Genomic DNA, 15,720 nt, shown 5'->3' with positions numbered 1-15,720 from the left:
TGTGCTATACTAAAATTGAAAATTTTTAAATTTTGGCGTTAGAACTGTTACCTCAGTACTAACGCCTTTTCTTTTTGATAGGCTTGGTATGTTGAGAGCAACTTGCAAATGATTCTGATTATCTTATGAGCACAAGCAATGACAGACTTCATCTTGCTTCCTCTTTGTGAAATTCTATTATAATCTGGATTCTTGGAGTGTCCTGCAATCATGCCTGCCATGGTTAGGGCATGTTTATTGTAGCGATTTCCTTGTGTAATATGTGAAGATTTTTTAATGCCCGCACTTTCGTAAGAACCAGGACAAAGTCCCGCCCAAGAAGCTAAGTGTCCATCTGTTTCAAAGGCATCTCCAATCAAGGCTAAAACAGTGGCTACACATGCCTCGCTCACACCAGGAATTGTTTGAAGGAATCTATTTTATTCAGGGAAACTCCTTTTCGATATAAGCCTGAATCTCACAGGTCAATTTTTCAATGAGATCCTGATACGTCCGATGTTCTTCTAAGCTCTGATCTAAGAGAAAGCGTTCTTCCAGTGATAACTTCCCATTCATAGCTTTAGCTAATTCTTCAGGATTGGCTTTGACATGCTTATGAACGTAAGGAATCACGTTATCACAGTCAATGACTTCCTCGTTAATAAAGAGAGTTAAGAGATACTGTCCTGTCTTGGAGAAAATGTCGGAAAGATAGCTTGTCAATTTAGTGTTGGCCTTTTGTAAGAGATTATGAATTTCATTTTTGACTTGTGTCTGATGTTGCTTATAAGAACGCAGTTGACAAATGAGTAAATGTAATTGCATAACCTTAGAACTAGAAATGTAGCATTTTCTACAGTTATAGAATCTTCTATTCGATAGTAATATTAGTCTGTAATTTCTGATCTGCTTCTCCATCCATATTCAACATTCTCACAAATGTTTTTAATCTTCTCGCTAAATCCTCATACTCATCAAGATAATGAGATAGTTCCTCTTGTAATACTCGTATTTCTTCAGTCACTTGCTCTAGTGTAATTGATTCTGTTAAATTTAGTTTTGAAAAGTCATACCTTGCTAGTTTTCGACTATTTGGATCTTCACTCTTCAAATTGATAAGCACTTCCGCCATCTTATTTAAGTTGGCGATTTTTTCATCAATTTTATTTAGTTTTATATCTATCTCTGCTATTTCTTTTACTAACTCGTCTTTAATGTCTTGGTATTTCTTATCTGCTTCAGTTAATTCAATGAAGAGGTTAATCTCAGTAATCTTTTCCTGTAGACTCTTAACTGTAGGTCTTCTGTATGGTATTACTCGACTATCGTTGGTTAGCTGTCTTATCAATGTTCGTCCTTTGACATACTGATTCTTATCCGAATGTTCTTTGTTATATACAAAGTATGAGGTTGTCTCACGTATAAAGATTTTATATTTTGTTTGATTCTCTTCTTCCAGAATATCTAATTGATAATTGGGAATGAAAATGAGACCACTCTGCTTAATACCAAAAGACACTTTGATATAAATGCCCTCATCAACTAGCTCCTCTATTTGGTTCTCTGCAAGTTCCACTTCAAATTCATGAATGGTATCTCGTTTTTCCTTAAATGTCTCAAAGACTTCCTCAATCTCTTCAGTGAGTACTTTATCCTTATCTCGCTCTTCTTGGAAAGCAAGGTACTGTTCCTGTAAATTCTCTAATCCATCTGAAGAACCGACTTCCTTATTTTTAAAATAATCTTGAAAAAATTTGACATCATATAATTTCTTATCACTTATTTTTTGATGACCCAAACTTATCTTTTGATTATCTTCTTCCAGGATAAAAGTTACATTTTTTTGTTTTAAGTCAATGGTTAGATTCAACTCTTTTACTTTTGTTTTTAACTCTTCTAAAGAATTGACACGGTTCAACAAAAATTCTAAACGACTTTCAATCTCTTGCTTAGCAAAATGCGTTCTAAAAAATTCTTCATCATATAGATCTCGTTTGCTGAGTTGGCGTCCTCGAATTGGTTTTATCATCGTTCTATCTGTCATCAAAAAACGGCTATGCTTTTGACTAAAATCAATCTGAACATGCAACTGCCTTGCTTTCTCTAAAAAATCATCAAACGATTTAGATTGCTGCAGCAAAAAATAAAGACGTTGTTTCAATTCAAACTTATGACTAGATTCCCTATATTTTTTATAATCTCGATAGGAATAACGTTTCTCAATAATTTTTGCACCAGCCACTTTAGAAATACGGTCAGAAATCATACGGAGATTTCGTTCCAAGGCATAGTTCCATATCAACTTTTTATCTGAATTGCGGTCAATAGAGTTGATTAGGATGTGATTATGAACATGATCTTTGTCTGTGTGGGTTGCTACGATAAACTTAAAACGACCTCCTGTCAATTCCATCATGGTCTCATAACCAATTCGGTTAATTTCTTCAGGTGTCAGATTATCTTCAGGAGAAAATGATTGGATGAGATGATGGGCATGAATAGTTTGTTGGTGTTTTTCTTGTCGGTCGTTTCTGGATTCGTACAACTTGTCATTATTGCTGAAGTTGACATTGTACATTTCTACCATTTCTACATGGCTAGGAAAATCTAAGTAATTACTCATGCCAAAATCAGATACCAATTTCAAATTGTCCGTTTTATCAGGGTTGAGAATATACTTAATTAAACGCCTACGATATTTTTTCCCGTGCGTCGCAAAGTGTTTAGTAACTACCATGAAACTCCTTCAGTCTTTTCACCTCCACTTGAAATTCTTTGTCCACTTCCTTAATTAACTCTCCGACTCCTTTACTCAATTCTTGTAATTGGTCTTGAGAAATCAGATGGCTTTGATTAATCGCACGCGCAATTTGATTGATGTTATTTCCAATCCGTCTCAATTCAAAAACTAACTGGTCATAAGTATCAGTGTTAATCGTGACAAATGACATATTGGGATTAAGCAAAACTTTTCTGGCATAGACTGAGAAATTTTGACAATTGCTCTTAGCAATCCGTTCATTCAATTGGTGTAATTCTGGATCAGTTAGAAATACTTTTTTGAGATTGGTACGATAGCGATAAACCATTACATCCTCCTAACCCATATATTTTTCACGGAACTCACGACTGAGTGGCTGCACTTGATTCACTTCTGCAATCAATTCTTGAACGCAAGTCAATAAGATGGAGACGTGCTCTTGAGTCACTTGATGATTTTCTCTTGCGACAACCAGAACTTCATACACATCTCGACTAATCTGTTCAAACTTTTGAGACTGCCAAAGGGAGAACCAACTTTCAAAAATTCTATCCTGATAATTCTTTTCCAATAAATTTTGACGAAGAAATTCTGAGAAACTATCCACTTTTTGTTCCCTCATCATTTCTTTTATCTGTTTTTCTTCTTGTCTCGTAATTCTAAATTGCTTTCGGATTGACTTAATTTCTTGTCCCATTCTGATATCCCTTCAATATTCTACTTGTCTGACAGTGTAAGTCTACCTCACATTGTCAGTACGCTTCCTAAAGACCTCACTTGGTTCTTGTTCGGTCTTTGCGAGCTCAGATATTGTGTCCACAATATCCCAAAAATCATATCGCCAACCGACCAAAACATTCCAGTTTTGACAGTCAACGATAAGATAACGTGGTGGCTCCGCCCCCAACCCCCCAGTGAAACATCAAGACCTGATTTTCTTAGGAATGATATAAGGATAACAAGGAAGATTTGAAAAAGGTATCACACTGTTTAAAAGAGAATATGAAAAAGAGAGCCGAAGCTCTCAGATATTTCTTATATAGTTAATTCCTCTAAATTTATTAACTTACTGTCCATTAATAGCTGGTATCATCCAGTAATAAGATGCTCTTAATATTCTTTAGTTCTACATTGGATATTTCAGAGTCTGAAAATAATTCAAATTTATATTTTATAAACATAGCACTGCCATCATTATGTGTAGACATAATAATTTGGTAGTCTGATAATGAATGTCTTATTAAATCAATTAGAGCATATACATTCATAGAATCCATATCTTGAATCGGATCATCAATTGATAAAAATTTGAACTCTTTTGAAATCTTAAATGTAGTATTTAGTGCCAAAGTGAAAGCAAATGAAATAACAGCTACTTGTCCGGAACTCAATTGATACATCACATCCTGCTCACTATTACTATTTGCTATAAACCTGATATTAGAATTATTTTGAGTTGTTAGTAGAACTCCCATTCCTTGTTGGTAATTTTGTAAAATTTTAGCAGTGTACATATAGAAGGGAAGCTTCAACTTTTGAATCATCTGTTCTTGGTAAGAATTTATATTATTATTTAATTCCCTAACACGATTCTGAAGATATGTAATCGTTTGTTCAATGATTTGAAGACGTTTCTCAATTTGGTGAAACATCGTTAAATTTTGTAATTCAAACTGGTTAATAATATATTCTCTCTTTTGATTGATACTTTCTATAGTACAGTCCTCAAAAATTTTTTCATTAGATTCAAAGTATTTATCAAACAGATTTTGTAAATCTGAACTTTTAGAATTATCAAATACTATTTGTGATCTAAGCTCCTCTAAAAATACTAATAACCCGTCTTTGTTCTCTTCAAATTTATGTAAGGAAATGGGTAAGAGTCCAAAAGAAATTCCAAATTCCCTTATTGATTCTCCATCTAAAATAGAATATTTTTCTAAAAGTTTTTCAAAATCTACTCTCTTACTTACTACTCTAAGAAAAGTATCATAGACTTCATTTGGAATCAACTGTTTTTCTTGCAATAAACTTATTAACTCTTTTTTCAAAAACTCAAACTTTTGTAGCGAAGCATTCTCATAAACTAACATAGGCGTCATCTCTGAATTCATTACAACCAAGTTGCTAAAAGACTCAGGAAAATCATAATTACTTATTGATCGTATCGCCATCAAAAAATCATCAGGAATAACAAAAAGTTTCTCTTGCTCCATTTGGATCTGATTCTGTAATTCCATTTTTAATTGATTTAATTCTTCAACCAAATTTGAAACTTCTATTTCAAAATTAGTCAAATTTTTACGCAGTTGATTCGTTGTTTCTTCGTAAGCAAGCAGTAAATTCTTGCTTTCAATCCAATCATAACCACAAAATACACATTCTGAATGGTTATTATCACTATGTTCTTTTAGACGGCTTCTTATCTCGAGTAGTTTGTTAATCGAATCTGTTCCATCATCCAACTGCTCTTTTTTATTCTTGTAGTTTGTTAACTTGGAATCAAACATTTCAAACCATACTTTACCAAATTCCCAATCTACAAAGCCATTTAAAGAATTCTTAATTAACTCTATATTAAGTTTATCAATTTCGACATCAAGCAAACTCTTTAGAATTTTTCCACGTTTAAATATTCTACTATCATTTTCCAACGATTCCAGTTGTTCAATATAGTTTTTAAGCAAAAAATATGAGTAATTTTTTTCATTTGAAATTAAACTATGATTTTGTTTAATAGACTCTATATTTTCCTGATTTTCAAAGATTTTTCTAATTATTAAGTAGCAAATAAAATCTTTATCTTCCAACACATCTCGCTCAAATTGCTCACTTTGTTTCCTAAGAAAGTAATCCTTTGGAGAAAATGAATCCCGAAATTCTTGTAATTTCTCAATTTCTGATAGATATATATTTAAACTTTCATTTGACAATTCATCATCAAAAACAATCGACTTATTGTTAAAAGCAAAGTCAGTATCTTCTCTAAGAGATAATTTCGAATATAGGGTGTTGTACTTAATTGGGGAATTTTTTAGTTTACCCTTTTTTGCTCTTAGTTCCTTTTCAGTAGAGGATAAAGTACTTCTTAAACGCTCTAATCTATTTTTCCTATTAACATAGTTTCCAATATTTAACAGAAAATTCAATTGTTCCTTTCTATCTTTTTCCTTTTGCTTCAAATAATAAGCTGTTTCATCTTGTTGAATATAATTAAACAAATCAAAAGTATCACCTAAGCTATAATCTTCTGATTCATATCCTAAAAACTGACTAATGTCCTTTTGTATATCTCTTTCACTCGAACCCTCAAAGTCTTCATCAGATTGAAATGAGATTCCTGGACCAACCCGAACTCTTCTTTGAAATTTAGAAAATGAAAACTTTGGTACATTGCTGCCCTCAGTATTCATACTACTCTTATAGAGACTAGATACTATCAAAGAATTCCCCTCATCATTTGTCAACATAAGCTCAATGAATGTATTTTCATTAGGATTATTTTGAAAATATGGAGCACTAAAACTACTTCTACCGTCACTATAATCGGACTCTTCAATTCGACGAATCTTCCCAGTCAATGATAACTCTATTGCGTCAAAAATTGTAGTTTTTCCAAATCCATTTGGTCCAACAAACAAAGTTACATTCTCTTGAAAATCAATAATTCTTTCCTTTATATTTTTAAAGTTTTTTATTAATATTTTTTTGATTTTCATTGTAATAATTCTCCTATTTGTAGCAATTCAGAAATAATTTTATCATCAGTAGAAATATCTTTTAGTGATTTTGATAATTTCTCGTCAGTGACCTTAGAATAAAACTCCAATATTCTATTATCTAATTTATCCTTATCGTTCTGATACTGATTTTCTATACTTTTATAAATATCATTTCTTTTAGGGAGTGTGAAAAATGGTAGTTTTACTCCAATTTCCATCGCTATAAAATATGACTCGCTAAAAAACATATCTATTTCAAAAATATTAATATTAGCATTTAAATAAGTATAGAGCATTTCATTAGTCTCTTTATCTCGTAAATCCGATAACCCATTTTGAGTGTATAATAAAATGAACTTTCTAAAATAGTAATAGTCCTCTTCAATTAACAATATTGAGCGTTGGAGTTTTTCATCTTCAAATGCTTCTTTTAAATTATCAACTTCTACTAAAATAAACAGAGAGGTATTTTTCTTAATATTCTCGTGTTCTGATTTCAAAGATAGTCTCTCAAACTCTTTTATTACTTGTGAAGTCTTATCATCATCAAAAAAATTATGTAGCTCATTAGAACTATATTGACTAACAATAAAATACTCTGAGTTTTGTGAGTTAGTATAGAAATCAAATTCTGTATCCAACTGGTTAAAATGGTTATTTTGTAAAAATTTTATAACGATGTCTCTCATATTAGTCCTCCGGCACAGTCAAATTCTTTGCTTTTACTTTCTTAATACCAATGAATTCCATATTCGGTTTAAAAATATTATGTTGCACTCCTGTATTCCATTCATCTTTATATCTATTATCTGACATACTATCAAATTCATCTATTCTTACTCCAAACGGAATACCATCTATATCCCTATTAATAAGAAAATCATGATTAAAAGTGGCTTTTAAAAATTCTGAATTATCAATAATATTTTTAATTACCCTTGCAATACGACCAGGGGATTCTTCAATATCAATTAAGGAGAATCTATAACTTTTTTCAACTTCATCTAAGAAACTATAATGTTTAAACGAGAATTTTCTAACATCTTTTATCAACGAATAGAATATTTTTTCTAAGAGAGTAATATTAAATATTTCTGCAAAATCCTCATCCGACTTTTCATGAGGTAAAACCATTCTTACAAACTCATAAAAATCTTCTTTAGACATAGACAATAATTGATTGATTATATTGTCCATCAGTTTAAAATCATCCTCAGAAATATCGCCTACAGAATCTCGATGATATTTTTCCCAACTATAAGTCAAAGTATTCTTCATTTTATATACTTCATCTTTAGGCATTTCTTCTTCAAGAATAGCAATTATCTCTCCAAAGGATATTTCTGGAAAACCAGATTCACTGTGTGCTTTTCCGATACTATGATCCAATAACGATCCAATATATCTATGATATACTTGTTCAAGATGAGAACTATTCTCTTCTAAAGGATTTTTTTCTATCTTTAAAATTTCTTTAATTTCAGCTTTACAATAATCTCTAATTGTATCATTTTTATCATCCTGAGAAAGTGGACAATGATAAAGCTCGTTTTCTTTATTGTATGGATATAGTTGAATACATGAATTATTATCAGTATATTTTTTTCTGCGACCGTCTTTCTTTAAATATTCATACCGAGATAAATTGAAATCTGTTATTGCTACAATAACGTGTAAGTATCTTGAATCAGGACTAACTTCTACAGCTAGTATGTGTCCTTGCCCATCAAATTGATGGATTTGAAATCCTTCCTCATCAATTATTTCTTTCCAAATCTTTTGATTACTTCTCTTATCCTCAACCTCACAATATTTTCTTGTTTGTATCTTAAAAAGAGTTGAATATTGTTCCCTTGATGTACCATCTATGTATGCCTTTACTTGATGCCTAGATATAACTTTGTCGTTGTTATCAACAATATCAAAATCTTCATCATTTTCATATCTAATCACATAATTCTCGTAATTAGGCACCTTATCATCAATACATTTTTTCAATTGTCTTAACGCTACTAAAAATCCTACTTTCCCTTGATGGATATATCCACTCCAGCTAGGAGTAGCGTTTCTATTCTGTTCAACACTAGAGCTAGACAATTTTAACCTCCTGTTATTCTTTAAAAATTGATAAAATTTAACTCATATATTAAAAGTTCATGCTTACTTGTAACTTTTTAACTTCTTTTCCCCCACCTTCAACATCTCTTTCTCTACCTGACTCCACTCCCCAAACAGTAACTCTTGAAGAACATCTGCTGCTGAAATTGTATTTTCTTTTGAATCATATAAACAACTTCTATCTCGTTGATAAATTTGAATTCTTTCAAAGATAACCAGTTCTTCCAATTGTCGTGTATTCTCAACTAGATTGTTCACTATCAGAGCATGATATTCTTTTGGAGTTGCGCGTGCTTGATTTGGATTAATAGCGTACAATTCTTCATATCGGATAAGGGTGCTCAGATAGGATAGCTTAGGCTTTGTCGCAATCAAGGCTAATTGTACTTTATATCCTTTGTTTTTCAATAGTTGTGCTGTTTTCTTTGGAACATCAATTGTTCGTAAAGTTCCCTCTATCAAAAGATTGTATCCCAAATTACTCAATTCGGTTACTAAAGACTCTACCATTTTGCCTGCAAAATCTTTGGTATATTCTACACTATCTTTGCCATATTCTTGTTGCAGTTCTAAATAGTGTGGATGCTGAGAACGAAAACTATCGCCATCTATGATAACAATATTTCCTTGAAATTCTTTCTGTTTGATACGATGAACTGTAGTCTTACCAGCACCACTTTGCCCTCCGAGCAAAATTGCTATAGGTTGCTTACTGGATTTTTTTCCTCTTGTCAGTGAGCGAACGTTCCGCGCTAAAGCCTGTTTGAATTCACTATCAGTATAATCTTGGATTCCCATTAGGCTACCATCCGTTTTTCAGATATCTCTAACATACGTTCAATTCCATCCAAATAGCCACTATATCTCTCTATTTCATCAAAAGTATCTACTAAATAGATATTCGTATGAATCAAGTCAGATAGATCATCACTCATTAAAATCCAAGGATTAGATTCATCATCAATGCTAATCCCCTGACTATCTTGATAACGATAGAGTCGAGATAGTAGATTAGCACCTCTTTCTTTCACAATTTCAATTTTTAAGGTCAATTCATAATCTTCAACAGGATTGAGCATTTTGTCTTCTCCTACAATATCGACATAAGATACATTAAACTTCTGACAAATGATGTCTATTAATTCGGTAGAGACTGAACTCGTTCCATTTTCATAACGACTAAGACTATTTCGTGAAATACCTACAATCCGTGCAAATTCGGTTTGTGTTAAGTCATGTGTTTTACGTAAGGATTTTATGTTCTTTCCAATCATGGCAAACTCCTTTATTTTTCTAAATCCATTATAGCATAAAAAAGCAGAACGCACCAAAATTGGTGCGTTATTTCTTGTTTTTCTATCTAAACTTTACTTCTATAAAAGCCACCTAAAGAGTTATTCCTTTTTAGGTGGCTTTTCTCAAAATTACATTAAAATACTCTTGTTTAATTTTTGTAAGCAGATTATTAGCAACAGAAGTTACACCAACATACATCAGTTCAGGATCAGAATAATCTAGATTACGAGCATAGCCTTCTGCAACAGTCTGAGCAATACGCTCATCCAATTTATAATTAGAGGCTTTTAATAGTGCTTGAAATAATTCTGAACTATATAGTTTAATATTATTTTCCAATGATACTACTGCCATTTTTGTAACTCCTCTCCTGTTTTTGATTGATAAATCTTCTCTATTTTAAAAGATTGGTTGTGAGTGGATAATTGTTTAAAAGAATAGGGTTTTCTAAACTTTTTTTGAAAAGTTTGTGTTTGTATTTTGGCTTGGTTTTCGAATCAAAAAGAGAGAATCAAGTTGATTCCCTCTCTATGTTAGTTTTTACTTATTTTCCCTATAGGAAAGCTAGGATCTATTAAAAAATTCTTTTTTCTGTGAACTTCCCCATCTTTCGATAAATAGAATTCCCACTAACAAAAGGATAATCAGGCAAGGAAGTAAGACCATCCCCATGCTCCAATTCAGATTGACATTATCAATTTGCTTAGGTAATCTTCCAGATAAAATCTCCACTGAACGCAAGTAAGTAAAGGGAATCAGATGTGCAATTCTTTGAAGAGGCTGAATTGTTTGAATGCCAAACAATAAGCCAACAATTCCAATGAGTGAAAGAAAGAGGACAGGCATTTTTTGCTTGAAAAAGTAAGCAATCAAATACACAACTTCCACAATGATGATAAAAGCTAAGAAAGCTAGTAACAAGCTAGGAAATAACACATCTTGTATTTTCCCAATAGTTACTTCTTGATTTGTTAAGCTATATATCGGGTAGGGATAATCTAACTGTCCAAAACCACTTATCAGACTTCCCACTAGAAAAGAAAATCCACTGATTCCGATAAACAGCACAGTTACATAGCCCACTCCAACTCCAAGAGAGGACATGGCAAATGCCACTTTTGAAAAAGGATATAACTGAGCTGTGTCCAGATGATTTTGATATCTTTCTGCAAATAGTTGCGTTAGCATAAAAATAATAGCAATCACAAACAAGGTTGGGATGATAGCCTTTAAAATCCAGACAATCTGATCAATCCCGTGAGTCGGATAATCTAAATTGTGCGCTTTTATGTTCAAGGGATATAGGGCTTGGTAAATCTTCCGTTCACGGTCAACCGCCATTTTTAAGTCAGAGCTAGAAGTTGGTTCCTTCGATACAATTTCATAACTCTTTTCTTCAGCTTGCCACTGCAAATAGTAGGCTTCTTTCCAGCGTCCTTCTTTTAACAAAGCTAGAATTTCTTTCTTTTGAGTCAAAAGATTTTTTTGCAAGTCTAAATTTTCTTTAACAAACTGGTATTCCTCCGAGCTGGTGTCAGACATTTGAGAGAGTTTCTCTTCATTTTTATTGATAGCTCTCTCATTTGCTACAAGATGAGTATCCAACCGACTCTCCAAGCTGACTGAGTTTGCAGTCCGACTATTGAAATAAAAGGTAACACCGAGTACAGATACAAATAAAGCTAAGATAATCCAGTTTAAGCGACTTTTGAAAACTTTTTTTAATAAAAATAGACCAACATCTTTCATAAACTAAACCTCTTCTATCTTTCCCTGATGAATGGTTACTATTCTATCGCAGACGTCAACCAACTCTTCCTTATAGTGGGAACTCAAAAGAACCAGCTGCTCTTGTCTATCAATTTGTGCCAGCCTATCAAAAAACTTCTGTCGATAATACTCATCTAAGCCATTTGTAATCTCATCCATGAGCCAGCATTTCGCATGACTGAGAAAATACATGGCAATCACCAAGCGTTGCTTCATCCCTAAGGAATACTTGCGAATGGGAAGACTGATATAGTCAGACATTTCCCAGTAGGCGATTTCATCCCTCAAGTTTAGATCTGACTTCCAGATATTTTTTATAAGGCGAAGATAGTCCATCCCACTTAAGTTTCCATCCAGCCATTCAACGCTCTCATAATAAAAGAAAGAAGGAGGAGCTACAATATTTCCACTACTTATAGGAATTAAGTTGCTAATGGCGCGGAACAGGGTCGTCTTTCCAGAGCCATTGATAGCAAGAAGACCATAAATCCTACCCTTTTTAAAGGTGAAATCCGCATCTTGCAAGATGACTTGTCGCGTTTTTAGGGTAACATGAGTAAGCCTTAACATATCAAACTCTCCTTCTTCTAAACGTTTAACTATTAATATCCTCCAGTATAGTAGTTTATGACCTCATAACGATCGTAATTCCAGCCAGAATCAACTTTATACTCTGAATAGCTGTCATAACGAGACCATGACGGAATCCAAGCATATTGATGGTCGTGATAGTTGGTACTATATTCCCAAACCGTATTCCAATCATACCTGTAACTTTTAGTGACTGTCACAGCAGATACACTGGACTGAAAAAGACCAAGTGATAACAAACTAGCTAATAAAACAACTTTTGCTGATTTTTTCATGGTTTTCACCTCACTAATATATTTACTTTTGAAAGCGCTTTAATTATATCATTTTTTTCTCTGTTATGCAATAGTTTTTTTATTTGTTATGTAATAATTTTTTTGATCCGAAAAATCTTACACTAAACGCTAGCAACTGGAATTTACTCTAAGACGACTCTGTTTTAGAGCTATTTGTCGTGCACTTTTTTCTAAGTCTTTTCGCTTTTGAACCCTTATATATCAAGAAAAAGAAAACTAGTGGAAGTTAGTCTAAGACGAATTTCCACTGATTTCACGCGTTTTTCTCATACTAAAAGCTATGTTGTGGGAAACTGGAAGTTAGTTTTAGAAGTTACCGGTTTTCTAAACTCATCAAGCATTTCTTCTTTTGTAATTTCATTCTGACGAAAATGAGCTAAAACTTGGGGTGGATTGTCATCAGTCTGAACACCATAGATAAAATCAAAATGATGTTGTAATTCATCTGGATTCTCCCGATTTTGAATTACAAATTCCGCAAAATCTAAATCTGACTCTGACTTTTTATATTTTGAAAAATAGTGACAATGATAGTCAGTGCTCTTAAAAATTTCTATAAAATTTGAAATACGAAATTCTACTATAATACCTACTTCTTCTTCAGAGTCAAAAATATTATTATTAGAGGTGCTTCGATTTAATACTTCAACTTGCTTGTTAATAAATTTTCTAGCTTGTTCAAAGTCAGGCGTGATATAGAAACCAGGTCCAAAGTCTAGCTCACTTCCTAAATTAAATTTAACATCGATTCCTTTTTTCAAGGATTCTAAATGTCTCAATAATGTAGCATGAAACCACTGCGTCTGACCTAGTTGCTTTTCCTGCTTGGTAGTCAACTCCAAAACATTTACTTCCTTCCGTCTTTCCTAAATCTCTCTAAATTCTTCTCCAATTGTTCCTTATGAAGTTGATTTTTAGCTTCCTTTAATGTGTCGTCCAAAGTTTCTTCTCTATAAGTTGCTTCTGTTTTTAGTTGTTCTGATCCTTGATCTTGAGTGAAAATGATATCTAGCAGTCGGTCTATTTTTTTAAGATCTTGGACAGACATATCAGATAGTCGATGAATTAGCTTCTTAAATACATCACCATTGTCTTGGTTTTTCTTAAAAAATGTTGTAAACATCTATAACCTCTCAAAAAAAGCAGCCTATCAGGACTGCTTAGTGTAATTCCGAAATCGCATCATAAATGGACTGCAATTTCTTATTGTCTTTATTCTTTGTGTCAATCAACGTATGTAGCTCTTCAATTTTCTTTTGACTACTTTGAATATCACTATTGTTATCCGCAATCAGTCGTTTAAGATGTTGCTGATAACTTGTAGTGATATCTGTCTCTTTTCCTGTTCTAACCTCTGTAACTTTGGGTTTAGAACTAGAATTTGATTCCGTCACAGGTGCTTGTTTTCTCTTTTGAAAAGCTGCTTCATAATTTACATCATTACCTCCTTGATGATTTCCAAATAAGGCCGCAATTTTATCTGGATCTTCTTGATTTTCTGATTTACTTTCTAATGGTTGATTAAAATTCCAATCTTTTGTCATTCACTCATTTCATCCTTTCTAAATTCAGAATCATCGAATTGTCTTTCTTTACCAAAGGCATGGTCAAGAGCTTCTTCAAAACTCATGTGACTAATACTTTGACGCCTTTTGAACGTCGCAAACATCGCTGTCTCCAGTTGTTCTTTGTAAGCAGCTAGTTTTTCTGACTCTCTTGCTACCTTACTTTCTTGCCTAGTGACCTTTTCTTCTAAGCGTTCAATAATGGTCATATACGATCCTCCTTCATTCTAATATTAGCTAAAACATCTTGATTTTGTTATCACAATTCTAAACATTGAGAGGTTTGTCTTACTGGTGGATTTCCAAATGTCTCTTTTGCAGTCTCGATCATCAATTGTAAATCTGATTTCTTTTCTCGAAGAGTATCGTTCCAGTCTCTTTTTTCTTTCCCAGATTCATTATCAGGTAAATCCAGTAAGACAGGAAATCCTGATTGAGATAACTTATCAGAAAAATCTTTACCTGCATCATCACAATCTACTGCCAGTGTCAATAAGTCAGGATGATTATCAAAATAGCTGGTGGTATCACGAATTGTATTGATTAAAGGCAGTAACTTTGAAGGTATTACTGTATCTAAAAATTCCAATTTCTGATTTTCTTCAGCTATCAGTCGTAAAGTTTGATAAGCAACAACAGACCTTTTTAATCCCTCCATAGATACCAAACGAACATCAGTTAGACTTTGTTGATGAAGTTCGTAATAGCTCATCAAGTCGATAAACGATTCACAAAAGACCAGTCTATTTGGTTTACCAATATCAAAGGATATTCCAACGTGTCCATGGCTTCCTTTTAGAATCGTTTTTAACCTCTCTCTAGAAAGAGCGGGATTCTTATAAATCCCTTGTAGACTTGCTGCCTGCAGTTTGTGACGATGATCAAAGCTTTTAAAAACAATAACAGGTTCAACTGTTTCATTTGTTTTCCAACTGGCTTGTGCCATCAATCCTTGTTGAATCATCTTTTTTACGATTTCTTCTGAGATTCCTCTACATTCTGTTAAATAATATCTAGCCAGACTACAGTTAGAATCTTCTACTCTCTTTAAAGGATAATAAAATGGTCTCTCTCTTTTTTCTTGAACAGCTTCTTTTTGAAAAGGTTCTTCAGAAAGAAAGGCTAGAGCTTCTTTAAAGGAAATTCCCTTAACAAGTCGAACAAAATCAATGACATCACCTTGAATATCTCTTGAAAACCATTTAAAAGTATTGGTAGTTGAAAAAATCCGAAATGAATCATGTTCATGATGTTCATAGACACTGCTCGAAACTTGTTTAAAGGAGATACCTAAACGATTGGCTACATCAAGAATTGAAATTTGCTTACATTCTTCTATTTCCATGCAATATCATCATTTTGTCGTAGTATTTGGCAGTGATGGTATTGATGATGATTCTTCTAAAGTTTTGGGAGTTGCCTTATCTAAATCATCTAACCCAGATTTCCAAACCTGCACTTGATTGACCAATAACTTACCTGGTAGTTTAGAATAGGATAACTTAACCGTTCTGGTTTCTGTCTGATTGGTCTTTGATTGATTGGCATTCTTTAAATCAGATACATAGGTTACATTATAAGAGACCATGGCAATGGCTTGATTCGTAGTCTGATTGACAAAG

General features: G+C 32.9%; 18 protein-coding genes and 2 pseudogenes. All 20 read right to left on the bottom strand.

What is annotated here, in order from left to right:
- Nucleotides 1–47: 47 nt before the first annotated feature.
- Nucleotides 48–404 (bottom strand): annotated as a pseudogene (locus F9B91_RS09255) (transposase); the annotation flags it as partial.
- A gap of 19 nt (nucleotides 405–423) precedes the next feature.
- Nucleotides 424–804 carry a hypothetical protein gene (locus F9B91_RS09250; protein ID WP_225306600.1) on the bottom strand — a complete coding sequence of 127 codons (381 nt, stop codon included), beginning with the start codon at nucleotides 802–804 and terminating at the stop codon, nucleotides 424–426.
- Between the two features lie 46 nt (nucleotides 805–850).
- Complete coding sequence (locus F9B91_RS09245) at nucleotides 851–2,716, bottom strand: SAG1250 family conjugative relaxase (protein WP_150923113.1); 1,866 nt, start codon at nucleotides 2,714–2,716, stop codon at nucleotides 851–853.
- Nucleotides 2,703–3,068 carry a plasmid mobilization relaxosome protein MobC gene (gene mobC / locus F9B91_RS09240; RefSeq protein ID WP_000263039.1) on the bottom strand — a complete coding sequence of 122 codons (366 nt, stop codon included), beginning with the start codon at nucleotides 3,066–3,068 and terminating at the stop codon, nucleotides 2,703–2,705. The genes F9B91_RS09245 and mobC overlap by 14 nt, the downstream gene beginning before the upstream one ends.
- A 9-nt stretch (nucleotides 3,069–3,077) precedes the next feature.
- Nucleotides 3,078–3,437: an SAG1252 family conjugative relaxosome accessory protein gene (locus F9B91_RS09235; protein ID WP_150923111.1), complete on the bottom strand. Its 360-nt coding sequence runs from the start codon at nucleotides 3,435–3,437 to the stop codon at nucleotides 3,078–3,080.
- A gap of 379 nt (nucleotides 3,438–3,816) precedes the next feature.
- On the bottom strand, nucleotides 3,817–6,459 hold the full coding sequence (locus F9B91_RS09230) for an AAA family ATPase (RefSeq protein WP_125415641.1): 2,643 nt from the start codon (nucleotides 6,457–6,459) through the stop codon (nucleotides 3,817–3,819).
- Nucleotides 6,456–7,151, bottom strand: a complete 696-nt coding sequence (locus F9B91_RS09225; RefSeq protein WP_054421529.1) for an ABC-three component system middle component 1 — start codon at nucleotides 7,149–7,151, stop codon at nucleotides 6,456–6,458. The genes F9B91_RS09230 and F9B91_RS09225 overlap by 4 nt, the downstream gene beginning before the upstream one ends.
- A 1-nt stretch (nucleotide 7,152) precedes the next feature.
- Complete coding sequence (locus F9B91_RS09220) at nucleotides 7,153–8,559, bottom strand: ABC-three component system protein (RefSeq protein ID WP_150923109.1); 1,407 nt, start codon at nucleotides 8,557–8,559, stop codon at nucleotides 7,153–7,155.
- A gap of 63 nt (nucleotides 8,560–8,622) precedes the next feature.
- The gene (gene pezT / locus F9B91_RS09215) at nucleotides 8,623–9,378 is read right to left on the bottom strand and encodes a type II toxin-antitoxin system toxin PezT (protein ID WP_150923107.1); all 756 of its coding nucleotides are present in this window, start codon (nucleotides 9,376–9,378) and stop codon (nucleotides 8,623–8,625) included.
- Nucleotides 9,378–9,854, bottom strand: coding sequence for a type II toxin-antitoxin system antitoxin PezA (gene pezA / locus F9B91_RS09210; protein WP_150923106.1), 477 nt, complete (start codon nucleotides 9,852–9,854; stop codon nucleotides 9,378–9,380). Before pezA ends, pezT begins: the two co-directional genes overlap by 1 nt.
- 130 nt (nucleotides 9,855–9,984) lie before the next feature.
- Nucleotides 9,985–10,230 carry a hypothetical protein gene (locus F9B91_RS09205; RefSeq protein ID WP_150923104.1) on the bottom strand — a complete coding sequence of 82 codons (246 nt, stop codon included), beginning with the start codon at nucleotides 10,228–10,230 and terminating at the stop codon, nucleotides 9,985–9,987.
- A 210-nt stretch (nucleotides 10,231–10,440) separates the two neighbouring features.
- Nucleotides 10,441–11,625 (bottom strand): hypothetical protein, encoded by a 1,185-nt coding sequence (locus tag F9B91_RS09200; RefSeq protein WP_125417177.1) that lies wholly within the window; start codon nucleotides 11,623–11,625, stop codon nucleotides 10,441–10,443.
- Between the two features lie 3 nt (nucleotides 11,626–11,628).
- Nucleotides 11,629–12,216: an ATP-binding cassette domain-containing protein gene (locus F9B91_RS09195; RefSeq protein ID WP_125417178.1), complete on the bottom strand. Its 588-nt coding sequence runs from the start codon at nucleotides 12,214–12,216 to the stop codon at nucleotides 11,629–11,631.
- A gap of 32 nt (nucleotides 12,217–12,248) precedes the next feature.
- A complete protein-coding gene (locus F9B91_RS09190; RefSeq protein WP_031233184.1) occupies nucleotides 12,249–12,437 on the bottom strand; it encodes a hypothetical protein in 189 nt (62 codons plus the stop codon).
- A 374-nt stretch (nucleotides 12,438–12,811) separates the two neighbouring features.
- Entirely contained in the window at nucleotides 12,812–13,375 is a 564-nt protein-coding gene (locus F9B91_RS09185; RefSeq protein ID WP_225306597.1) for a DUF3990 domain-containing protein, read from the bottom strand.
- Nucleotides 13,376–13,380: 5 nt separating this feature from the next.
- Entirely contained in the window at nucleotides 13,381–13,656 is a 276-nt protein-coding gene (locus tag F9B91_RS09180) for a hypothetical protein (protein ID WP_150923102.1), read from the bottom strand.
- 37 nt (nucleotides 13,657–13,693) lie between these two features.
- Nucleotides 13,694–14,077, bottom strand: a complete 384-nt coding sequence (locus F9B91_RS09175) for a DUF5945 family protein (protein ID WP_002933294.1) — start codon at nucleotides 14,075–14,077, stop codon at nucleotides 13,694–13,696.
- Entirely contained in the window at nucleotides 14,074–14,307 is a 234-nt protein-coding gene (locus F9B91_RS09170) for a DUF5965 family protein (protein ID WP_002933293.1), read from the bottom strand. Before F9B91_RS09170 ends, F9B91_RS09175 begins: the two co-directional genes overlap by 4 nt.
- A gap of 50 nt (nucleotides 14,308–14,357) precedes the next feature.
- Nucleotides 14,358–15,443 carry a toprim domain-containing protein gene (locus F9B91_RS09165; protein WP_150923100.1) on the bottom strand — a complete coding sequence of 362 codons (1,086 nt, stop codon included), beginning with the start codon at nucleotides 15,441–15,443 and terminating at the stop codon, nucleotides 14,358–14,360.
- 9 nt (nucleotides 15,444–15,452) lie between these two features.
- Nucleotides 15,453–15,720, bottom strand: a pseudogene (locus tag F9B91_RS09160) (peptidylprolyl isomerase); the annotation flags it as partial.

It is taken from the genome of Streptococcus mitis (assembly GCF_008763935.1).
GTDB classification, from domain to species: domain Bacteria; phylum Bacillota; class Bacilli; order Lactobacillales; family Streptococcaceae; genus Streptococcus; species Streptococcus mitis_DB.
This window is presented reverse-complemented; position numbering and strand designations above follow the sequence as displayed.